Source organism: Leifsonia sp. LS1, from assembly GCF_020521355.1.
Taxonomy (GTDB): domain Bacteria; phylum Actinomycetota; class Actinomycetes; order Actinomycetales; family Microbacteriaceae; genus Leifsonia.
The window spans coordinates 42,764-64,336 of record NZ_BPER01000010.1 but is presented as its reverse complement, the minus strand read 5'-3'; the positions used below and the strand labels follow the sequence as shown (position 1 = coordinate 64,336).

At 70.8% G+C, this 21,573-nt stretch carries 19 protein-coding genes; 11 read left to right on the top strand and 8 right to left on the bottom strand.

Features of this window, described 5'->3' with window-relative positions; all coding sequences use genetic code 11:
- Positions 1-33: 33 nt before the first annotated feature.
- The gene (locus LLS1_RS16660) at positions 34-726 is read right to left on the bottom strand and encodes a response regulator transcription factor (RefSeq protein WP_223357733.1); all 693 of its coding nucleotides are present in this window, start codon (positions 724-726) and stop codon (positions 34-36) included.
- 90 nt (positions 727-816) lie between these two features.
- On the opposite strand from LLS1_RS16660, the gene LLS1_RS16655 reads away from it, so the two are divergent.
- From LLS1_RS16655 to LLS1_RS16645, 3 genes are all read left to right on the top strand, one after another.
- On the top strand, positions 817-1,185 hold the full coding sequence (locus tag LLS1_RS16655; protein ID WP_226657303.1) for a hypothetical protein: 369 nt from the start codon (positions 817-819) through the stop codon (positions 1,183-1,185).
- A gap of 144 nt (positions 1,186-1,329) precedes the next feature.
- Entirely contained in the window at positions 1,330-1,926 is a 597-nt protein-coding gene (locus LLS1_RS16650) for an FABP family protein (RefSeq protein ID WP_226657301.1), read from the top strand.
- Positions 1,926-3,059, top strand: coding sequence for a folate-binding protein YgfZ (locus LLS1_RS16645; RefSeq protein WP_226657299.1), 1,134 nt, complete (start codon positions 1,926-1,928; stop codon positions 3,057-3,059). Before LLS1_RS16650 ends, LLS1_RS16645 begins: the two co-directional genes overlap by 1 nt.
- 74 nt (positions 3,060-3,133) lie before the next feature.
- Here the strand turns inward: LLS1_RS16645 and LLS1_RS16640 are convergent, their stop codons facing one another.
- On the bottom strand, positions 3,134-3,952 hold the full coding sequence (locus LLS1_RS16640) for a class I SAM-dependent methyltransferase (RefSeq protein WP_226657297.1): 819 nt from the start codon (positions 3,950-3,952) through the stop codon (positions 3,134-3,136).
- Between the two features lie 106 nt (positions 3,953-4,058).
- Here LLS1_RS16640 and LLS1_RS16635 point away from each other — a divergent pair, with 106 nt between their 5' ends.
- The gene (locus LLS1_RS16635; RefSeq protein WP_223357728.1) at positions 4,059-4,808 is read left to right on the top strand and encodes a phosphoglyceromutase; all 750 of its coding nucleotides are present in this window, start codon (positions 4,059-4,061) and stop codon (positions 4,806-4,808) included.
- A gap of 88 nt (positions 4,809-4,896) precedes the next feature.
- Here LLS1_RS16635 and phoU read toward each other — a convergent pair whose 3' ends face one another.
- Positions 4,897-5,553 (bottom strand): phosphate signaling complex protein PhoU, encoded by a 657-nt coding sequence (phoU, locus tag LLS1_RS16630; protein ID WP_223357727.1) that lies wholly within the window; start codon positions 5,551-5,553, stop codon positions 4,897-4,899.
- Positions 5,554-5,745: 192 nt separating this feature from the next.
- On the opposite strand from phoU, the gene LLS1_RS16625 reads away from it, so the two are divergent.
- Both LLS1_RS16625 and LLS1_RS16620 read left to right on the top strand, forming a co-directional pair.
- Positions 5,746-6,897 (top strand): cell wall metabolism sensor histidine kinase WalK, encoded by a 1,152-nt coding sequence (locus LLS1_RS16625; protein ID WP_226657295.1) that lies wholly within the window; start codon positions 5,746-5,748, stop codon positions 6,895-6,897.
- Positions 6,894-7,577, top strand: a complete 684-nt coding sequence (locus LLS1_RS16620) for a response regulator transcription factor (protein WP_223357725.1) — start codon at positions 6,894-6,896, stop codon at positions 7,575-7,577. Before LLS1_RS16625 ends, LLS1_RS16620 begins: the two co-directional genes overlap by 4 nt.
- Positions 7,578-7,650: 73 nt before the next feature.
- Here LLS1_RS16620 and LLS1_RS16615 read toward each other — a convergent pair whose 3' ends face one another.
- Complete coding sequence (locus LLS1_RS16615; RefSeq protein ID WP_226657293.1) at positions 7,651-8,205, bottom strand: hypothetical protein; 555 nt, start codon at positions 8,203-8,205, stop codon at positions 7,651-7,653.
- A gap of 179 nt (positions 8,206-8,384) precedes the next feature.
- On the opposite strand from LLS1_RS16615, the gene LLS1_RS16610 reads away from it, so the two are divergent.
- From LLS1_RS16610 to rlmB, 5 genes are all read left to right on the top strand, one after another.
- The gene (locus tag LLS1_RS16610) at positions 8,385-8,867 is read left to right on the top strand and encodes a CarD family transcriptional regulator (RefSeq protein ID WP_021763858.1); all 483 of its coding nucleotides are present in this window, start codon (positions 8,385-8,387) and stop codon (positions 8,865-8,867) included.
- A gap of 229 nt (positions 8,868-9,096) precedes the next feature.
- Positions 9,097-13,164: an RICIN domain-containing protein gene (locus LLS1_RS16605; RefSeq protein ID WP_226657291.1), complete on the top strand. Its 4,068-nt coding sequence runs from the start codon at positions 9,097-9,099 to the stop codon at positions 13,162-13,164.
- A gap of 62 nt (positions 13,165-13,226) precedes the next feature.
- Positions 13,227-14,408, top strand: coding sequence for a 2-C-methyl-D-erythritol 4-phosphate cytidylyltransferase (gene ispD, locus LLS1_RS16600; RefSeq protein ID WP_226657289.1), 1,182 nt, complete (start codon positions 13,227-13,229; stop codon positions 14,406-14,408).
- Between the two features lie 34 nt (positions 14,409-14,442).
- Positions 14,443-15,876 carry a cysteine--tRNA ligase gene (gene cysS / locus LLS1_RS16595; RefSeq protein ID WP_223357721.1) on the top strand — a complete coding sequence of 478 codons (1,434 nt, stop codon included), beginning with the start codon at positions 14,443-14,445 and terminating at the stop codon, positions 15,874-15,876.
- A complete protein-coding gene (rlmB, locus tag LLS1_RS16590) occupies positions 15,873-16,895 on the top strand; it encodes a 23S rRNA (guanosine(2251)-2'-O)-methyltransferase RlmB (RefSeq protein WP_226657287.1) in 1,023 nt (340 codons plus the stop codon). Before cysS ends, rlmB begins: the two co-directional genes overlap by 4 nt.
- Before the next feature lie 80 nt (positions 16,896-16,975).
- Here rlmB and LLS1_RS16585 read toward each other — a convergent pair whose 3' ends face one another.
- Genes LLS1_RS16585 through LLS1_RS16570 form a run of 4 tightly spaced genes read right to left on the bottom strand, consistent with a single transcriptional unit; the run spans position 16,976 to position 21,396 of the window.
- Complete coding sequence (locus LLS1_RS16585; protein WP_308443826.1) at positions 16,976-17,758, bottom strand: amino acid ABC transporter ATP-binding protein; 783 nt, start codon at positions 17,756-17,758, stop codon at positions 16,976-16,978.
- Entirely contained in the window at positions 17,755-18,807 is a 1,053-nt protein-coding gene (locus LLS1_RS16580) for an amino acid ABC transporter permease (RefSeq protein WP_226657285.1), read from the bottom strand. The genes LLS1_RS16585 and LLS1_RS16580 overlap by 4 nt, the downstream gene beginning before the upstream one ends.
- Entirely contained in the window at positions 18,791-19,687 is an 897-nt protein-coding gene (locus LLS1_RS16575; protein WP_226657284.1) for an ABC transporter substrate-binding protein, read from the bottom strand. Before LLS1_RS16575 ends, LLS1_RS16580 begins: the two co-directional genes overlap by 17 nt.
- Before the next feature lie 41 nt (positions 19,688-19,728).
- Complete coding sequence (locus LLS1_RS16570) at positions 19,729-21,396, bottom strand: amidohydrolase (protein ID WP_226657282.1); 1,668 nt, start codon at positions 21,394-21,396, stop codon at positions 19,729-19,731.
- Between the last annotated feature and the right edge of the window lie 177 nt (positions 21,397-21,573).

The window sequence follows — 21,573 nt, the reverse complement described above, 5'->3', positions numbered from 1 at the left end:
CCGTTAACGGTGGACGAACGAGCCGTCCACAGCTCAGCTGTGCGTGCCGGACGGGATGCGGTCGTTGTCGTCGTCGTACACGTTGAAGCGGTAACCGACATTGCGCACCGTGCCGATGAGCGACTCCAGATCGCCGAGCTTCGCCCGCAGGCGCCGCACGTGGACGTCGACCGTGCGCGTGCCGCCGAAGTAGTCGTAGCCCCACACCTCGCTCAGCAGCTGCTCGCGGGTGAACACACGCGACGGATGCGTGGCGAAGAAGCGCAGGAGTTCGAACTCCTTGAACGTGAGGTCGAGCTGGCGTCCGTGCGCCTTGGCCGAGTAGCTGGCCTCGTCGATGGTGATGCCGGACGCCTGGATCTTGCTCTGGGAGTGCTCCTGCGTCTGCCGGCCGATCGCGAGCCGGATGCGCGCGTCGATCTCGGCGGGCCCCGCGGTGTCGAGCACGACGTCGCTCGCCCCCCAGTCGGCGCTCACGGCGGTGAGGCCGCCTTCGGTGAGGACGAGCAGAAGCGGCACGGTCACACCGGTCGTCGTCAGGATCTTGCACAGCGACTTCGCACTGGCCAGGTCGCGGCGGGCGTCCACGAAGATCAGATCGCAGCTCGGCGCGTTCACAAGCGCCGCCGGCTCGGCCGGGATCTGGCGGGTGCGGTGGCTGAGGAGGGCGAGCGACGGGAGCACCTCCGCGTCGGGCGCAGAGGTGAGGATCAACAGCTGCGCCACCCAGGTCCTCCACCCTCTCGGTGCCGCAATGCTACCCGAAATGCGTGCGGTGGCCGTCCGCGGCCGCCGCCGCCGGGGCACAATGGGAGCATGAGCGACATCGCGCACGGCGCACCCGGCCCCGATCTGCCCGGTCCCGGACCGCATCCGCAGGGTCCGGCGGCCGCCGCGGATCCCGCGCCGCCCCTGCCGAAGCCGGCGCTCTACGGCAGCATCGGCGCGGTGTGGGCCGTCTCGGTCGTGCTCGCGTTCCTCATCGGCTTCCTCTCCCCGCGCTCCGGGTACGGCTCCTGGCTGTCGCTCGCGCTGGGCGTGAGCGTGCTCCTCGCCTTCGCAGCCCAGCTCGCGACGCAGCGGAAAGACGGCTTCGTGAACCGTCTCGCGGCCACCTTGACGGGCAGCTTCCTCATCCTGGGCGTCACGGGGGCGATCCTGGCCCTCCTTCCGGCCGCGAGCTGACATAGACTCTTCTCATGCTCGTCGCTCTCGAACTCTTCTTCGTCGGCCTGCTGGGCCTGGCCACCCTCGCGATCCTCGGCGTGTCCGGGGTCGTCGTCTACAACCTCTTCCGCGGCCAGCGCTAGACGGGGGAGCGGTCACGCCATGATCGAGATCCCGACCGACCTCCCCTCCGAGCTCGTCCCGCTCTCCTGGCTCATCGGCGTCTGGGAGGGCACCGGCGTGCTCGACTACGCCATCGAGAACGAGCACACCGAGCTCGAGTTCGGCCAGCGCGTCAGCTTCAGTCACGACGGCCAGGCCTATCTCAACTACTCCTCGACCACATGGATCCTCGACGAGGAGAAGACCCCGCTCGCGGCCGAGACCGGATACTGGCGTCTCAGCCGCAAGCTGATCGAGGGCGACCAGGGGCCGGCGATGCTGCCGGGCAGCGGTCCGCGGCCGTTCAACACCGCGCAGTCCGTCGAGACCCTCCGCAACTCCAACGGGGCCTTCGACATCGACGTCTCCGTCATCCACCCGGACGGTGTGAGCGAGCTGTACCTCGGACAGGTGAACGGCCCGCGCATCGACCTGGCGACCGACGCCGTGGTGCGCACCGCCGGCGCCAAGGAGTACACCGCGGCGACCCGCCTCTACGGCCTGGTCGAGAACCACCTCCTCTGGGCGTGGGACATCGCCGCCCTCGGGCAGGAGCTGCGCACGCACGCCTCCGCCCGCCTCGCCAAGGTGGAGTGATGACGGTCTCGCCGTTCCTGCGGCTCCCCGGCGCCGTCGATGCGGGGTCCGTCGCGGGCGCTCCCGCCGAGCCCGGCGTCGCCGCGCACTACGGCAACCCGCTGAAGGAGCAGCGCGCGCTGGCCGAGGGCCGCGCCATCGTCGACCTCTCCGACCGCGCCGTGCTCACGATCACCGGTCCCGACCGGCTGAGCTGGCTGAACTCCCTGACCAGCCAGGCGCTCACCCGGCTGCAGCCCGGCGAGTCGTCCGAGACCCTGCTGCTCGACGTCACGGGACGTGTGGAGCACGCCGTACGCCTCGTCGAGGATGGCGAGACGCTGTGGCTGCTGGTCGACCGCCCCGAGGCGGACGGTCTGCTGTCCTGGCTCGACCGCATGCGCTTCATGCTGCGCGTGGAGCTCGCGGACCGCAGCGACGATTTCGCGACCATCGGGACCCTCGGCGACCCGCCCCTCCCGGTCGCCGCACCGAACGGCGTCCCGCTGATCTGGCACGACCCGTGGCGCGCTGTCGCCGTCGGAGGCCACCAGTACGCGCAGGGCGAGCACCCGGGCGCAGGGTGGACGTGGAGCGAGCGGCTCGTCCCGAGGGACGCCCTCGCCTCCATCGTGTCGCGCGTCGAGAACGGTGAGCTCACCGTGGCGGGCGCCTCCGCCGCCGACGCGCTCCGCATCGCCGCGTGGCGGCCGCGGTTCGCGACCGAGGTCGACGAGCGCACCATCCCGCACGAGCTCGACTGGCTGCGCAGCGCCGTCCATCTCGACAAGGGCTGCTACCGCGGGCAGGAGACGGTGGCCAAGGTCCACAACCTGGGGCATCCTCCGCGCCGTCTCGTGATGCTGCACCTCGACGGGTCCGAGGGCGTCCACGCCGCACGCGGCGCGGCCGTGTCGTTCGGCGACAAGGAGGTCGGCACCGTCACCTCCGCCGCACTCCACTACGAACTCGGGCCGATCGCGCTCGCCGTGGTCAAGCGCGGCACGGACTCCGCTGGAACGCTCACGGTCGACGCGGACGGCACCTCGCTCGCCGCCTCGCAGGAGGTCGTCGTCCCGCCCGGGGCCGGCGCGGAAGCGCAGGTCCCGCACCTCCCGCGCCTCGGCGCCGTCACCCGCCGCCCGCGCACCTGACGCGTCCGACATTCGTCACGAATGTCGCGACGAGCGCGCGCTTTCGCCGCATTCGTCACGAATGTGGGCAGGGCTCAGGCGGGGGAGACGGCGGGCCAGGCGACAGTGAGCTCGCCGAGGCGCCAGCGGGCACGGCCGCCGAGCACGGGCCAGCCGGCGTCGCGCATCCCCTGCGCCACGGCGATCCAGCGCTGCGAGGGGCCGTACGCGGCGAGGGGCGAGTGGATGCGCCACAGCCGGTCGAGCTCCGACAGGAACGTGTGCACCCGCTCGCCCGGCACATTGCGGTGGATGAGCGCCTTCGGGAGCCGCTCGGCGACGATCGAGGGGGCGTCCAGCTCGCGCAGCCGGAGGGACACCGTGAGTGACGCCGGTCCTGCCTGGTCGAGCGCGACCCAGCTCGCGACGCGGCCGATCTCGTCGCAGGTCCCCTCGACGAGCAGGCCGCAGGGCTGGAGGCGGGCGAGCATGCGATCCCACGCGGCCGCCACCTCCGACTCGTCGTACTGCCTCAGGACGTTGAACGCGCGGATCACGGCAGCCCGCCGCCCGCCGGGGAGCGGCACCTCGAAGCCGCCCAGCGCGAAGCGGATGCGCGCACCGGGGTCGAAGCCGGTGCGTCCCTCCCGCACGGCGGCCAGCTGCGCGTCGGCGGTCCGCACCCTCCCCGGCTCGATCTCGAGGCCGACGACCTCGACGTCCGGTCGCGCCTTCGCGAGGCGCTGGTGCAGCTCGAGGGCGGTGACACCGCTCGCGCCGTAGCCGAGGTCGACGACGAGCGGGTCGGGGGTGCGGCGGAGCACCGGCTGGGCGGCGACCCAACGGTCGACGCGACGCAGCCGGTTGGTGTTGGTCGTGCCACGGGTCACCGTGCCGATCGCACCGGAAGCCATTACCCCAGTCTGCCGCAGCCGGGCACAGTCTGCCGCAGCCGGGCACGGTCGGCCGCCCGGGCGACCGGGCCTGCGGCGCCGGGCTCCCGGACGGTAGATTAGGACCATGTCCGCCCCCTACACTTTGATCCTCCTCCGCCACGGCAACAGCGAGTGGAACCAGAAGAATCTGTTCACCGGCTGGGTCGACGTCCGGCTCAGCGAGCAGGGCGTCACCGAGGCCAAGCGCGCCGGCGAGCTGCTCGCCGAGTCCGGCCTCCAGCCCGACATCCTCTACACGTCCGTCCTCACGCGCGCGATCCAGACCGCGAACTACGCGCTCGACGTCTCCGACCGGCTGTGGATCGACGTGAAGCGCACGTGGCGTCTGAACGAGCGCCACTACGGCGCCCTGCAGGGCCTCGACAAGGCGGAGACGCTCGAGAAATTCGGTCCGGAGCAGTTCCAGCTCTGGCGCCGTTCGTTCGACGTGCCGCCGCCGCCGCTCGATGACGACAGCGAGTTCTCTCAGGCGCACGATCCGCGTTACGCCGGCCTCGGCGACGACCTGCCGCGCACCGAGTGCCTCAAGGACGTCATCGACCGCATGCTGCCCTACTGGGAGTCCGACATCACGGTCAGCCTGGCCGAGGGGAAGACGGTGCTCGTCACGGCGCACGGCAACTCGCTGCGCGCGCTGGTGAAGCACCTCGACGGCATCTCGGACGACGACATCGCGGAGCTCAACATCCCGACCGGCATCCCGCTCGTCTACACGCTCGACGCCGACTTCCGCCCGACGGAGCCCGCGTACTACCTCGACCCCGAGGCCGCCGCCGCCGGTGCCGCCGCCGTCGCCGCCCAGGGCAAGAAGTAGCCGCGAGACGGCACGACGTACGCGAAAAACCGCCGAGCGGGCAGAGTATTCGCCCGCTCGGCGGTTTTCTCTTGCGTGCGAGCGGGGCTCAGGAGGCGAGCTCCGGAGCCCAGTCGCCGGTCGCGAGGTACTGCACCTTCTTGGCGATCGACACCGCGTGGTCGGCGAACCGCTCGTGGTAGCGCGAGGCGAGGGTGGCGTCGACGGTGTCGACGGCCTGGCCCTTCCAGGTCTCGCCGAGGACCTTGTCGAACACGCTGGCGTGCAGCTCGTCGACGTCGTCGTCGTCGTTGCGGATCTCGTCCGCGAGGCGGATGTCCTGGGTGCGGAGCAGTTCGGCGAGCTTCTCGGCGATGGCGACGTCGAGACGGCCCATCTCGGCGAAGGTCGAGCGGAGGCCCTTCGGCACCACCTTGTCCGGGAAGCGGTAGCGGGCGAGCTGGGCGATGTGCTCGGCCATGTCGCCCATCCGCTCCAGGGAGGCGCTGATGCGCAGCGCGCTCACCACGATGCGCAGGTCGCGGGCGACCGGCTGCTGGCGGGCGAGGATCTGGATGGAGAGCTCGTCGAGGATGACGGTGAGCTCGTCGATGCGGTGGTCGTTCTCGATGACGTCCTCGGCCAGCGACACGTCGGACTCGTTGAACGCCCGCGTCGCGTGCTGGATGGAGCGGACGACGAGCTCGGCGATCTCGACCAGTCGGTCCTGGACTTCGGCCAGCTCCTGCTGGAACACTTCGCGCATGGGGTGGGATCCTTCCTGGCGTGCGCGGGCACGCGGGATGTCGGGGTCGTCTGACCCCGTTCAGCATGTTCGCCGCATCAGGTTAACAATCGGTGCCCTGAGGCTGAACATCGTCCAACATACCCGCGAAAACACGCGGCGGAACGGGGCGAGCGACCTCCGGCGCGTTCCACGATCCCATACGCTTGCGGCATGGACTCCGCCTGGTTGGTGCTGCTCTCGCTGGGCCTGGGCCTCGCCGTCGGCGCCGGATTCGTGTGGATCCTGCACATCGCGGCGCGGCGCGGCGATCACGCCGCGGCCGTCGTCAACCCGGCGGTCCCCGACGGCGTCGATCAGGTGCTCGACGCGATGGAGTCCGCCGGTGTCGTGCTCGACCCGTCGAACAACGTGATCAAGGCCTCGCCGGGCGCGCACGCGATCGGTCTGGTCTGGAGCGGCGCGCTCGTCCACCCGCACCTGGTCGAACTCGTGAACCGGGTCCGCCGGTCGGGCGAGCCGGTGACCGAGGACTGCGAACTCGCACGTGGACCGTTCGGCGACGCGAACATCCACCTGAGCGTGCGCGTGGCCCGTCTGGGCTCCCGGTACATCCTGCTGCTGGCGGAGGACCGCACGGAGTCGTACCGCCTGGACTCGGTCCGACGGGACTTCGTGGCGAACATCAGTCACGAGCTGAAGACGCCGATCGGGGCGGTGGGCCTGCTCGCCGAGGCGCTCGACGACGCGTCGGACGACCCGGTGCAGGTGCGCCGGTTCGCGGCGCGGCTGAGCGACGAGGCCTCGCGTCTCGCCCGGATCACCCGCGACATCATCGAGCTCAGCCGCCTCCAGGCCACCGATGCGCTCGGAGACGCGCGCACGCTGTCGGCCGCGAAGATCGTGAAGGCCGCCATCGACCAGAACCGCGTGGCCGCCGAGTCGCGCGGAATCGAGATCGCCATGCGCGGTGAGAAGACGGCGGAGGTGCTCGGCAACGAGAGCCTCCTGGTCACCGCCGTCGACAACCTCATCTCGAACGCCATCCAGTACTCGCCGGACGACTCCCGCATCGGGATCGGCGTCCGCACGCTCGACGGCGTCGTCGAGATCGCGGTCACCGACCAGGGCGAGGGAATCCCCGAGGAAGACCTGGATCGCGTCTTCGAGCGCTTCTTCCGCGTCGATCAGGCGCGCTCGCGCAACACCGGCGGGACGGGGCTCGGGCTGTCCATCGTCAAGCACGCCGTGCAGAACCACGGCGGCGAGGTGCGCGTCTGGTCGCAGCCGGGGCGCGGATCCACCTTCACGATCCGGCTGCCCGAAGCCTCCACCGTCCGTCCCCCGATAGGAGAGAACCTGTGACATCCATCCTGCTCGTCGAGGATGAGGGCGCGCTCAGCGAGCCGCTCGCGTACCTGCTCGGCCGCGAGGGCTATGAGGTGACCGTGGCCGAGGACGGCCCGACCGCGCTCGCCGAGTTCGACAAGGAGGGCGCCGATCTGGTGCTGCTCGACCTCATGTTGCCGGGCATCCCCGGCACCGAGGTGTGCCGCGAGATCCGGTCGCGCTCGACCGTGCCGATCATCATGCTGACCGCCAAGGACTCCGAGGTGGACATCGTGGTCGGCCTCGAGCTCGGCGCGGACGACTACGTGACCAAGCCGTACTCCTCCCGGGAGCTTCTGGCGCGGATCCGCGCCGTGCTGCGCCGGCGGGTCGAGGCCGAGGAGGTCGAGGACGACGGCATCCTCGAAGCCGGCACGGTGCGGATGGATGTGGACCGCCACACCGTGGCCGTGAACGGCTCGGAGATCTCCATGCCGCTGAAGGAATTCGAGCTGCTCGAACTGCTGCTGCGCAACGCCGGCCGCGTGCTCACGCGCGGCCAGCTGATCGACCGGGTGTGGGGGAGCGACTACTTCGGCGACACGAAGACGCTCGATGTGCACATCAAGCGCATCCGCTCGCGGATCGAGGAGAGCCCGTCCGAGCCGCAGATGCTGGTGACCGTGCGGGGACTCGGCTACCGCTTCAACGCCTGACCCGCGTTCGACCGCATACGACGAAGCCGCTCCTCGTTCTCGAGGGGCGGCTTCGTCGTATGCGGCGTGCGGATTACGGAGCGGCGGTCTCCGTCGGCTCCGGGGTGCTCGTCGCCGTCGCGGTGTGCGTCGGGGTCGGGAGCACCGTCGGCGGCACGAGGTCCTTGTACTCGGCGAGGCCGCCGTCGAGCACGGGGACCTGCAGCTGCATGCCGGTCTGGTCGCCGTACTGGAAGTAGACGGGGTAGAGGCTGCCCGGCAGCGCGGAGAACGGGGTGAAGAAGACGTTGCCCGACGTGGACTCCGGGTCGGTGCCGATCTTCTTGGTCTGGCCGGCGTCGACCGTGACGTAGGCGGGGTCGCTGCTCTTGTCGCCGGCCGTGACGGCCACGCGCTGGGCGGTCGAGCCGGTGTTGACGAGCGTCACCACGAGGCTGCCCACGGTGCCGCCGGAGGCGTCCGTGACGATGATCGCGTTGCGCACGTCGACGGTGCCGACGTTGCCGCTGACGCCGTCGCTCGCGTCGTAGTGCTTCGTGGTGGCCTGCGGGGCGATGAGCCCGCATCCCGCGGTGCCGAACGCAACCGTCAGGGCGAGGACGACGGACGCCGCGACTCGAGCTTTCACTGGATGACCCTCCCGATCGTTCCGCTCGACGGCGCGGTGCAGCCCTGTCAGGAAGCGGAGATTCGAGTCGAGTTTAGCCTATGCGCGAGGGCCTCTCGGGGCCGCCCGCAGGTGCGAGGGCGAACCTTAGCATGTGCCTCGTGTGGTATCCTATTCTTTGCTGAAGGGACAACATATCTATGCTTTTCGAGGTTGGCGAAACCGTCGTTTACCCCCATCACGGTGCTGCAACGATCACCGAGGTCAAGAAAAGAATCATCAAGGGTGAAGAGAAGCTGTACCTCAAGCTCAACGTGACGCAGGGCGACCTGACCATCGAGGTCCCCGCCGAGAACGTCGACCTCGTGGGAGTGCGCGACGTCATCGGCAAGGAGGGTCTGGACCGCGTCTTCGAGGTGCTCCGAGCCCCGTTCACGGAGGAGCCCACCAACTGGTCGCGCCGGTACAAGGCCAACCTGGAGAAGCTGGCGTCCGGCGACGTCATCAAGGTCTCCGAGGTCGTCCGCGACCTGTGGCGTCGCGATCAGGATCGCGGGCTGTCCGCGGGCGAGAAGCGCATGCTCGCCAAGGCGCGGCAGATCCTCATCTCCGAACTGGCGCTGGCGGAGAAGACCGACGACGAGAAGGCGTCGAGCCTCCTCGACGAGGTGCTCGCCTCCTAGGAGCCCACTCTGCATTCCGCTACGGCCCCGTGACCCTCCGGTCACGGGGCCGTATACGTTCCCCGGTATGCGCGGCGGCGGGCTCGGATCCACTTCTCATTCGAGGGCGGCCCGGCCGTAACGCGACGCGGGCAGCCGTTGACTTCCGCGGGAGGGTTAGGCCAGACTCTGCAATGTTGACGTAAACATGTTGACGTCAACATCACCAGAATCGAAAGGTCACCTGACAGTGTCGTCACGTCTTCGACGGCTGCTGCTCGCCTCTTTCGCCGTCGGCTCCCTCGCCGCGGCCGGAAGCATCACGAGCATCCCCGGCAGCCAGGAAACCGCCGCAGCAGCCACCGCTTCCGCGGTCACCATCACCCCGAACCCCGCCTACCAGAACGCCGCGTTCGAAGGATGGGGCACGAGCCTCGCCTGGTTCGCGAACGCGACCGGCGGATACCCTGAGGCAGTGCGCCAGGACCTGTTCGACAAGGTCTTCGGCAGCGACGGCCTCAACCTCAACATCGCCCGCTACAACATCGGCGGAGGCAACGCGACCGACGTGCCGCCGTACCTGCGGGCCGGCGGCGCCGTCGACGGCTGGTGGAACCCGGACGTCACGGCGACGGATGCCCAGGGCGCGATCACGAGCACCTACGCCGACCGCGATCGACTCGCGGCGGCGTGGGATGCGGACGACCCGGCCTCCTACGACTTCTCGGCGGACGCCACCCAGCGCTGGTGGGTCGACGCGCTGAAGGAGAAGATCACGAAGTGGGAGGCGTTCAGCAACTCCCCGCCCTACTTCATGACCAACAGCGGGTACGTCTCAGGCAACTTCAGCGCCTCCAGCGACCAGCTGAAGACCTCGAGCATCGCGGACTACGTCACCTACCTGAAGACCGTCGTCCAGCACATCGAGCAGACCAGCGGGATCACCTTCGACAGCATCGACCCGTTCAACGAGCCCAACACGAACTACTGGGGAACGAACATCGACTCCAGCACCGGCTGGCCCAAGAAGGGCGGTCAGGAGGGCGCGCACATGGGTCCCGCGTTGCAGGACACGGTGATCAAGGCGCTGCAGAGCGAGCTCGCGCAGCCCGGAACCACGACCGGCGCGCACATCTCCGCGATGGACGAGACCAACCCGTCGATCTTCATGACCGACTGGAACGGCTGGTCGCAGCAGGCGAAGGCCGCCGTCGACCAGCTCAACGTGCACACCTACGGCACGAGCGGCCGCACCCAGGTGCGCGATGTCGCGAAGGCCAACGGCAAGGACCTCTGGATGAGCGAGGTCGAGGGCGACTGGGACGGCACGGGCGTCAACAACCAGACGAACATCAACAACGGCATCGGCATGGCCACGCGCATCACGGACGACCTGCGCGAGCTCGAGCCGAGCGCGTGGATCTTCTGGCAGCCGGTCGAGGACTACTACAACATGCAGAAGGTCGAGAAGCTCAACTGGGGCAGCATCGACATCGACTTCGACTGCAATGCCGACGGGAATTCCGTGCGGCGCCTGGCGGACGGTGACGCCGACCCGTCGTGCAGGGTCGTGACCAACGCGAAGTACAACACGGTGCGCAACTTCACGCACTACATCCGCCCGGGCGACCACATCATCCCGTCGACGAACGCGGCGACCACCGCGGCCCTCGGCGCCGACGGCGGCGCGGTCACGCTGGTGCACACGAACGCGGGCACCGCGCCGGAGGACCTCACCCTCGACCTGTCGAAGTTCGGGGCGATCGACGCGGGCGCGACGGTCACCCCGATCGTCACCACCGAGTCGCCCGCGAGCGACCCGACGGCCAACGCCCTGGTGCAGAAGGCCGCCCTCCCCGTGGATGCGGCGGCCAAGACCGCGCGCGTGACCGTACCGGCGAAGTCGGTCACGACGCTCGTCGTGACCGGGGTGCACGGTGTCGCCGAGACCGCCGTCCCGCTCCAGGACGGCCACACGTACCAGCTGCGCGGCGTGCAGAGCGGCAAGAACCTGACCGGGAGCGCGACCGGCGCGGCGACGATCACCTCGTCGGCGACGACCGCGGCTGCGGCCTCCACGCAGGCCTGGACGGTCCGCAAGCTCACCTCGGGCGCTGCGAACATCGAGCGCTACACGCTGCAGGACGGCTCCGGCCGTTACCTGACGGCGACGTCCGCAGGCACAGCGGTGAGGTCCCTCGCGGACGGGGCCGCCGCCTCCGACCCGTCGGCGCAATGGATGCTCTCGACGGTCGACGGCGCCCGCTACAGCCTCCTGAGCGTGGCCGCCGGCTCGGTGCTCGACGTGGGCGGCCAGTCGACGGCCGAGAACGCGCCCGTCGGCGTCTACGGCTCGAACACCGGCGCCAACCAGCTGTGGACCATCCAGGACACGCAGCTCGTGTCGATCCAGCCCGTCGCGATCGCGACCCTCGCCGGAAGCGCTCCCTCCCTGCCCGCCACCGTCGTGCCGGTCTACCGGTCCGGCGCGGGCTCGCTGGTGGCCGTGACCTGGGACACTGCGGGTGCCGACTGGAGCGTGCCGGGAACGGTCACCCTCCGCGGCTCCGGCACGGATCTGTTCGGGCACGCCTTCGACTCCGCCGTCGCGACGGTGGACGTGGGCGGCTACAGCCGCACCGATCCGGTCTCGCTGACGACCTTCGCGGGCGTCTCCGCCGCCGCGGTGCGCGCCGCGGCCCCCGCCACCGTCCCCGCCCACGTGGGCACGAGCGGTGCGACCCACGACGCCGCCGTGACCTGGGACTGGACCACTGTCACCGACGCTGCGCTGGCGAACCCCGGCGTGGTCATGGTGCGCGGCACCGCCGTGTCGAACGATCCGGCCGCGGCATCCCTCCCGGCGACGCTGTCCCTGATCGTCACCACCCCGTCGGAGCGGAACGTCGCGACGGACACGGCGGTGAAGGCCACGGCGACCTCGACCGAGAGCGGCTACTCCGCCGACAGCACCCGGAACGGCGTCACGACCGACAAGGGGTGGTCGAACTGGGTGTCGACGAACAAGCCGACCTCCAGCACGCTGACCTACGACCTCGGTGGCACGCAGACGGTGAACCACGTGACGATCTACGCCTACAAAGACGGCTCGACCACCAGCTGGCCGAGTCGGCTGACCGTGCAGTACGCGGACGCGTCCGGCACGTGGATCGACGCGCCCGATTCGCCCACTGTCGTCCCCGTCCCGACGGACGGCAGCGCGCCGATCGTCGATGTGCCCATCGGCGGGGTCAGCACCTCGAAGGTGCGCGTGGTCATGACCGCGTACGCGAACACGCACCTGACGATCGCCGAAGTGCAGATCTACGCGCGCACTGCCGGTGCGGGAGCGGTCGCGGGCCTCGCCGCGCTCACCGTCGGCGGTGAGCCGGTGGCCGGCTTCGCGACCGGGACCACCGAGTACTCCGTCCCGACCCGTGGCGCGGCCGTGCCGGAGCTCGCGGCGGTCGCGGTGGACGGGAAGGCCGGGGTCTCCATCACTCAGCCCTCGGCCGCAAACGGTCACGTCGGCACCGTGGTCGTGACGAGCGAGGACGGCACGGCGACGGAGACCTACACGGTCGCCCTCGCCCGCGAGATCGCCCTCACGGTCGCCGACCTGGGCGGTGCTCGCGTCGCCGAGCCGGTGGCGGCATCGGCCACGGCGGATCCGGCGGACGCGGCCCTGCGATACACCTGGCTCGTCGACGGCGTCGCCGTCGTGACGGACACAGCCGACGCCTCCTACACGCCGCAGGCCGCCGACGAAGGGCTGCCGCTCAGCGTGTCGGTGAGCGCCACGGCGGAGGGCTACACCTCTGCCGCGGCGGTCTCGAACACAGTCGTGGTCGGCGCGAAGGCCCCCGAACCGGCTCCGGCCGTCACGGGCGTGGTCGACGCCGCGGGACGACCGATCGCGGAGGGTGCCGTGCTGACGCCGGGAGACGCGGTGACCGTCACGGTCGCCCCGACCGTCGTCGGCACGGACTACGCGCTCGAGTTCCACTCGACGCCGGTCACGATCGCCCAGGCGATCGGCGACGGGTCGGCGATCACACTGCAGGGGACCATCCCCGTCGACGCGACCGCCGGGGCCCACCGCCTCGTCGTTCGCACCGCGGCCGGCGAGCTCTGGAGCATCGGCGTCACGGTCGCGGCGGTCGGCGGAGCGTCCGGGGGAGCGGGCGCCGGCCCGGTCTCCGGCCTGGCCGACACCGGCAGCAGCCTCCCGCTCGCGGGTGGCGCGCTCGCCCTCCTGCTGATCGTGGGAGGCGCCGCCGCACTGCTGCTGCGCGCACGCCGGCGTCGGGAGGTCTGACCACCCCCCCCGGGGCCCCCGGCCCCCGCGGCGGGGGGGCTGGGGCGGACTAGTCTCGTGGGGTGGACAGCAGCATCCCGGCCCCGCGCGTGGCCGTCGTCGTCGTCGCCGCCGGGAGCGGCACCCGTCTGGGCGCCGGACTTCCGAAGGCGTTCGTCGCCCTCGGCGGCCGTACCCTGCTCGAGCGCTCGCTCGGCTCCGTACGCGGGATGGCCGAACCAGCGCAGACGATCGTCGTCGCCCCGTCCGAGCGGCTGGAGGAGGCGCGGACGATCGTCGCCGGCGCGCTCGGCTCCCTCGCCCCGTCGGCGGTGGTCGCCGGAGGGGAGACGCGCCAGCGGTCGGTGGCCGCCGGGCTCGCGGCGCTGGCCCCCGACGTCGAGGTCGTGCTCGTGCACGACGCCGCCCGCGCGTTGACCCCGCCCTCGCTGTTCGACGCCGTGGTCGCCGCCGTCCGGCACGCCGGTCACGGCATCATCCCGGGCCTGCCGGTGAGCGACACAATCAAGCGCGTTTCTCCCGACGGGGAGGTGCACGAGACGGTCGACCGGTCGGCGCTCTCCGCCATCCAGACCCCGCAGGGGTTCCCGCGCGACCAGCTGCTCGCCGCCTACGCTGCGGCGACGAGCGACGAGACCGATGACGCCGGCCTGGTCGCCGCAGGCGGGCATCCCGTGTCGGTCGTCCCCGGCGACGCGCACGCCTTCAAGATCACGACGCCGTGGGACCTGCGGCGGGCCGAGGTACTCCTGAACGGAGGCCGGGCCGAGCCCCCCACGCCGCGGATCGGCTTCGGAAGCGACACGCACGGGTTCGATCCCGCCGCCGAGCTCTGGCTTGCAGGCCTGCACTGGCCGGGGGAGGACGGGCTCGCCGGGCACAGCGACGGGGACGCGGTCGCGCACGCCATCGTCGACGCCCTGCTCTCGGCGGCCGCGCTCGGCGACATCGGCACCGTCTTCGGCACCGACGACCCCCGGCTCGCGGACGCCCGCGGCGTCGTCTTCCTCGCCGAAGCGCGCCGCCTGGTCGAAGAGGCGGGCTACCGGATCGGCAACGTGACCGCTCAGATCGTCGGCAACAGGCCGAAGTTCTCACCCCGCCGGGCGGAGGCCCAGGAGGCCCTGGCCGCCGTGCTCGGCGCCCCGGTCTCGCTCTCGGCGACCACCACGGACGGCCTCGGCTTCACCGGCCGAGGGGAAGGCGTCGCCGCGCTCGCCACGGCGTTGTTGCTGCCGCGCTGAGCGCCGGCAGCGCGCGGCCCGTAGGCTGTATGCCGTGACTCTGCGACTCTACGACACGAAGGCCGGCGCCCTGCGCGACTTCGTCCCCCTCCGCCCCGGCGCCGTGGGGATGTACGTGTGCGGACCGACCGTCCAGTCGTCGCCGCACATCGGACATCTGCGCTCCGCCCTCGTCTACGACCAGCTCCGTCGCTGGTTCACCTACCGCGGGCTCGACGTCACGCTGGTGCGCAACGTCACCGACATCGACGACAAGATCCTCCTGAACGCGGAGGCCGCCCGCGCCGAGGGCAGCAGCGAGGAGTGGTGGGCGCTCGCCTACCGGTTCGAGCTCGAGTTCACCGCGGGGTACACCGCGCTCGGCGTGCAGCCGCCGACCTACGAGCCGCGGGCGACGGCCAGCATCCCGCAGATGCAGCGGATCATCGAGCGCCTGATCGACAACGGGCACGCCTACCCGGCCGCAGACGGCTCGGGCGACGTGTACTTCGACGTGAAGAGCTGGCCCGCCTACGGCGAGCTGACACGGCAGAGCATCGACAACATGGAGGCGGCGGCGGACGCCGACCCGCGCGACAAGCGCGACCCGCGCGACTTCGCGCTCTGGAAGGGCCGCAAGGCCGACGAGCCCGAGTCCGCGTCGTTCCCGTCCCCCTGGGGAGAGGGACGGCCCGGCTGGCACATCGAGTGCTCCGCGATGTCCCGCCGCTATCTCGGGCCGCAGTTCGACATCCACGGCGGCGGCCTCGACCTCCGCTTCCCGCATCACGAGAACGAGCTCGCGCAGTCGACGGCGGCCGGGGATGCCTTCGCGAACTACTGGGTGCACAACGGGCTCGTGCACGTCAACGGACAGAAGATGAGCAAGTCGCTCGGCAACTCGGTCTACGCGGCCGACCTGCTCGCCGCCGCGCGTCCGCTCGTCGTCCGCTACTACCTCGGCTCGGCGCACTACCGCTCGACCATCGACTTCCACGACGGCTCCCTCGCCGAGGCGGAGGCGGCCCTCGATCGCATCGCCGGGTTCTTCGAGCGCGTCGACCGACGGCTCACCGGCACCCGCTTCGCCGGCACGGGCGCGGAGGTCGTCCCCGACGCCTTCGCGGAGGCGATGGACGACGACCTCGCCGTGCCGCAGGCGCTCGCCGTGCTGCACGACACCGTGCGTTCAGGAAACGCGGCGCTGGATGCGGAAGACTTGGAGGCCGCCGCCATCGCGCGCGGCCAGGCCCTCGCGATGACCGAGGTGCTGGGCATCAACCCGCTGTCCCCGCAGTGGAGCCGTGCTGGATCGTCCGCCGCCGACGCGGCGCTCGGCCAGCTGGTCTCCCGACTGCTCGACGACCGACAGGCCGCCCGGCAGGCCCGCGACTTCACGGCCGCCGACCGCATCCGCGACGAACTGATCGGCGCGGGCATCACCATCGAAGACACCCCGACGGGGTCGCATTGGAGTATCGAAGCATGAAGAGTTCGGGTGGCAAGCCGCGCGGCGGCGCCGTGAGGAAGGGGCGCAAGGGCGCCCAGGTCGGCAGCGGCGGCAACGGGCGCCGCGCGCTCGAAGGCAAGGGGCCGACGCCGAAGGCCGAGGACCGCGAGTACCACGTCGCGCACAAGAACAAGGTGCTGCGCGAGCGCGCGGCCGCCAAGCAGGCGGGCCGCGGCGGGCGCGACGCCGCCCCGCGTGGCGCGTCGGGAGCCTCCCGCCGGGCGAAGAGCGGAGACGAGAGCGAGATCGTGACCGGCCGCAACTCGGTCCTCGAGGCACTGCGCGCGCGCATCCCGGCCACGACGCTCTACATCGCCGCGCGCGTGGAGATGGACGACCGGATGAAGGAGATCCTCTCGATCGCCACCGGCCGCGCCATCCCGGTGCTCGAGATCATGCGCCCCGAGCTGGACCGGCTCGCGGGCCGTGACGCCGTGCACCAGGGCGTGGCGCTCAAGGTTCCGCCGTACGAGTACGCACACCCGGGGGAGCTGCTCGATCTCACGATCCGCAAGAACGAGACCCCGCTCTTCGTCGCGCTCGACGGCATCACCGACCCGCGCAACCTGGGCGCGATCATCCGCTCGACCGCCGCGTTCGGCGGCCAGGGCGTCATCATCCCGCAGCGCCGCTCGGTCGGCATGACGGCCTCGGCGTGGAAGACCTCGGCCGGTGCCGCGGCGCGCACCCCGGTCGCGATGGCGGCCAACCTGACCCAGACGCTCAAGGCGTTCAAGCAGGCGGGCGTGTTCGTCCTCGGACTCGACGGCGGCGGCGATGTGTCGCTCCCCGGGCTCACGTTCGCCGACCGTCCCGTCGTGATCGTGGTCGGCAGCGAAGGCAAGGGACTCTCGCGTCTCGTCACCGAGACCTGCGACGCGGTCGTCTCCATCCCGATCAGCGCGGCGACCGAGTCGCTGAACGCCGGCATCGCCGTCAGCGTCACCCTGTACGAGATCGCCAAGCTCCGCGCCGAGTCCTCCGGCTCCGCCGCGTAGCCGCGTCCGCGACGACGGCACCGAGAACCGCCGCGGCCGCAGGGGAACCTGCGGCCGCGGCGGTTTCGTGTCGCGGGCGGTCAGAGCACGTGGGAGAGGAACGTGCGGGTGCGCTGGTGTCGGGGGTCGGCGATCATGGCGCGGGGGTCGCCCGACTCGACGACCACGCCGCCGTCCATGAAGACGAGGGTGTCGCCGACCTCGCGGGCGAACCCGATCTCGTGGGTGACGACGACCATCGTCATGCCGGACTGCGCCAGGCCCTTCATCACGTCGAGCACCTCGCCGACGAGCTCGGGGTCGAGCGCCGAGGTGGGCTCGTCGAAGAGCATCAGCTTCGGGTCCATCGCCAGGGCGCGAGCGATGGCCACGCGCTGCTGCTGGCCGCCCGACAGCTGGCCGGGGTAGGCGTTGGCTTTGGCACCGAGCCCGACGCGGTCGAGGAGCTCGCGGGCGCGCGCGGCCGCCTGCGCGGGCTTCTGGCCGCCGACCATGATCGGAGCGGTCGTGATGTTCTCCAGCACCGAGAGATGCGGGAACAGGTTGAACCGCTGGAACACCATCCCGATGTCCCGGCGCTGCGCCGCCGCCTGGGTGGGCGTGAGATCGTGCAGGCGGTCGCCCACCTGCCGGTACCCGATGAGCGAGCCGTCGACGAGGATGCGCCCGCCGTCGATGCCCTCGAGGTGGTTGATGCAGCGCAGGAAGGTGGACTTGCCGGAGCCGGACGGGCCGATCACGCACACGACCTCGCCCTGATGCACGTCCAGAGAGACGCCGCGGAGGACATGGTGGTCGCCGTAGGCCTTGTGGACCTCCTCTGCGCGCACCATCGGGAGCGCGCCGGTCGCGGTGCCGCTCATCGGGCCGCTCCTTCCGTGTGGGTCGGGGCGGCCGGGGCGGTATCGATCGCCGCCGTGCCTCCCGGCGCCGTCGCACCGACGGCCTCCGTCTCGGGCATCGGCTCCGGCACGTGGCCGCCGCCGCGCTGGTCGAAGCCGCGCGCGAATCGCCGTTCGAGGAAGAGCTGGCCGACCATCATGATCGATGTGAACGCGAGGTACCAGACCGAAGCGACCAGCAGCAGGGGAATGGGGTTGAGCGTCTCGGCCGAGATGTCGCGCGAGCGGGTGTAGAGGTCGAGGCTGAAGGGAACGGCCGTGACGAGCGACGTGGTCTTCAGCATCGAGATGACCTCGTTGCCGGTCGGCGGGATGATGACGCGCATCGCCTGGGGGAGGACGATCTTCCGCATCGTCTGCGCCCGCGTGAGGCCGAGCGCGGTCGACGCCTCCTTCTGCCCGGTGTCGACCGACAGCAGGCCGGCGCGCACGATCTCGGCCATGTAGGCCGCCTCGTTGAGGGCGAGTCCGAAGACGGCGATCCAGAACACGTCGAACAGGTCGATGCTCTCGAACACGAGCCACGGCTGCTGGAACGGGATGCCGATCTCGATGGTCTTGTAGATGGTCGAGAGGAGGCCCCAGAAGACCAGCTGGACGTACACCGGCGTGCCGCGGAAGATCCAGATGAAGACGCCGGACGCCCAGCGCACGATGTAGTTCGGACTCTGCCGCATCACGGCCAGCAGCACACCGAGCAGCACCGCGATCACCATGGAGAGCACCGTGAGCAGCAGGGTCACGCCCGCGGCCTGCACGATGCGCGGGTCGAACAGGTACTCGGCGAAGGCCGGCCAGTCGTAGGCCTCGCGACGGCCGGCGTCGATCACGAAGAGCACGATCGCGAGGAGGATGACGACCGCGGCCACGGCACGCCACGGGTGCCGGACGGGTGTCGAGCGGATGGCCGGGGCGCCGGTCACCGGGTGGAGGCCCGGTTCGGTGGAGCGCCGACGGCCGGCACCGCGCGGGGCGGTGCCGGCCTCGGGGGCGCTATTCGGTCGCGCCATTGATCTGCATCGTGTCGAGCGCGCCGTTCTCGACGCCCCAGAAGGTGAGGATCTTCGTGTAGCTGCCGTCCTTCTGGAGGTCCTGCAGCGCGGCGAGGATGGCGTCGGCGAACTGCCCGCGGTCCTTCTTGACCGGCGTGCCGGAGAGGAGGGAGTCGTAGATCGGCGAGGTGACGAGCTTGCCCTTGCTGAGCTTGGCCGCGTAGCCGATCACGGGGGAGTCGGCGACCATCGCGTCCGCGCGCCCCAACGTCACCGCGGCGGTGGCGTCGTCCTGCGTGTCGTACCCGAGCTGCGTGACCGTCTCCTTGCCTGCGGCTTCGCACTTCTTGTCGATCTCGGGCAGGTAGACCAGCGGAGCCGATCCGCCGTTCTGCACGGCGACCTTCAGGCCGCACACGTCGAGCTCGTCCGTGATGGGCTTGTCCGCGGGGGAGGCGAACTGGTTTCCCGCGGTGAAGAAGTCCACCATGTCGAGCGTCTCCTCGCGCTTCTTGGTGTCGTAGTAGCCGCCGAGGCCCATGTCGTACTTCTCACCGAGGATGCTCGGGACGATGTTGTCGAACTTAGCGACGCGGTAGTCGGTCTTCACTCCGAGCTTCGCCGCGACGGCGTCGATGAGGTCGATCTCCCAGCCGATGGGGGCGCCGTCCTTGTCTTTGAACTCATTGGGGGCGTAGGTCGGGTCGACGCCGACGACGAGCTTCCCGGCCTTCTGGATGTCGGCCGGGAGCAGCGCGGCGGCCGCGTCGAGCTTCTCGATCGTGAGGTCCTTCAGTGCGGTCTGCCGGTCCGCGCTGCCCGCGGCGCCGCTGGAGCAGCCGGTGAGCACGGCGGCGACGGCGGCCATGGCGAGGACGGTGAGGGTGCGATTTCTCATGGTGCTGTCTCCTTGGGGGTGTGCTGTGCGGGGCGGGACCGTCAGCTCGCGACAGGGAGGGCCGCGTACACGGACTCCCCGGCGACGAAGGTCTCGATGGTGCGGGTGTCGGCGATCGTGTCCGCGGGGTGGGCGAACGGATCGCGGTCGACGACGGCCAGGTCGGCCCAGTAGCCCACCGCGATCGACCCGGTGGAGTCGTCGCGGCCGTTGATGCGTGCGGCGCCGCTGGTGTAGGCGCGCAGGGCGTCGGCCAGAGGCAGGCTCTCGCTCGGGAGGAACGCCTCGGCGTTGTGATCGGGGTGCCAGGCCGGCAGACGGCGGTTGACCGCCACGTGGATACCGAGCCAGGGGTCCGGACTCGTGACCGGCCAGTCCGAGCCGGCGCAGAGGTGCGCGCCGGCCCCGAGCAGGGAGCCGAACGGGTACTGGGTGGTGGTGCGCTCGGCTCCGAGCAACGGGACGTTCAGCTCGACCATCTGCGGGTCGTAGCAGGCCCACAGCGGCTGGATGTTGGCGGCGACGCCGAGGGAGGCGAACCGTGCGTGGTCGTCCGGATGGACGACCTGCAGGTGTGCGATGTGGTGCAGGAGGCCGCTGTCGCCGTTCGCGGCGCGGGCGGCGGCCACGGCATCCAGGGACTCGCGAACGCCGCGGTCGCCGATGGCATGGAAGTGCACCTGCAGGCCGAGCGCGTCGAGGCGCGAGACGTAGTCGGCCAGCAGTGCCGGGTCCACGAACGAGAGGCCGTCGTCGTGGGTCTCGCCGGGGCCGCACTGGTGCACGTAGGGCTCGATCATCGCGGCCGTCCGGTTCTCCACGATGCCGTCCTGCATGACCTTCACCGTCGTGATGCGGAACCGTTCGTCCTGGAAGCGCTCCCGCAGGCCCAGGATGCGGGCGATCTGCTCCGGACCGCGCTCGCGTTCCCACCAGATGGCGCCGTTCACGCGCGCCTTCAGCCGGTCCTCGTCCATCGCACGCTGGTACGCGTCCACGATGCCCGCGGAGTGGTTGCCGTAGTCGCCGATGAGTGCGTCCTGCCAGCCGGTGATCCCGAACGAGTGCAGGTAGCGCTGGGCTTCCAGGAGCCCGTCGTACTGCTCGTCGGAGGTGGCAGCGGGCGCGAGGCGCAGGACGAGCATCCGTGCGCCCTCGTGGAGCGTTCCGGTCGGCTCGCCGGCGGCGTCGCGCTCGATGCGCCCGTCGACGGGGTCGGGGGTGTGGCGGTCGATCCCGGCGCGACGGAGGGCCTCCGAGTTGACCCACGCGCTGTGGTGGTCCCGGTTGGAGATGACCATCGGCCGTCCCGTGCCGAGCGCGTCGAGGTCGGCGGCGAGCGGCGCTCCGCCCGCGAAGGCGGCCTGCTGCCAGCCTCCGCCGACGATCCAGCCGCGCTCGGGGTTCGCTGCCGCGTACTCGGCGATGATGCGCAGGTAGTCCTCTTTCGTCCAGCCGGAGGAGAGGTCGCAGTGGAGACGCTCGACGCCCGCCTCGACCGGGTGCACGTGGGAGTCGATGAGGCCGGGGAGCAGGAGGCGTCCGGTGAGGTCGACGACCCGCGTGCCCGCAGCGATGCCCGCGGCGACGTCGTCCCCGAGCACGGCGATGCGTCCGCCGGCCACACCGACGTCGAGGCGCCGGGGTGTGTCCGAGACGCCGTCGAAGACCATGCCGTCGACGAACGCGAGGTCGAGCTCCACTGCCACGTGCCACCCATCTCTTCGTCGCCGCACCCGCGCGGCGAAGGAGGAAACGTCCGGGAAATCCGAACTGAATCGATTAAGAACTTGATCGATTAATCTGGGACTATACAATGCGAGGGAGCCGCGATGCAATCGAGGCTCCCGAGCCCGTCGCGGCGGGCCGTCCGGTGCGGAGAGGAG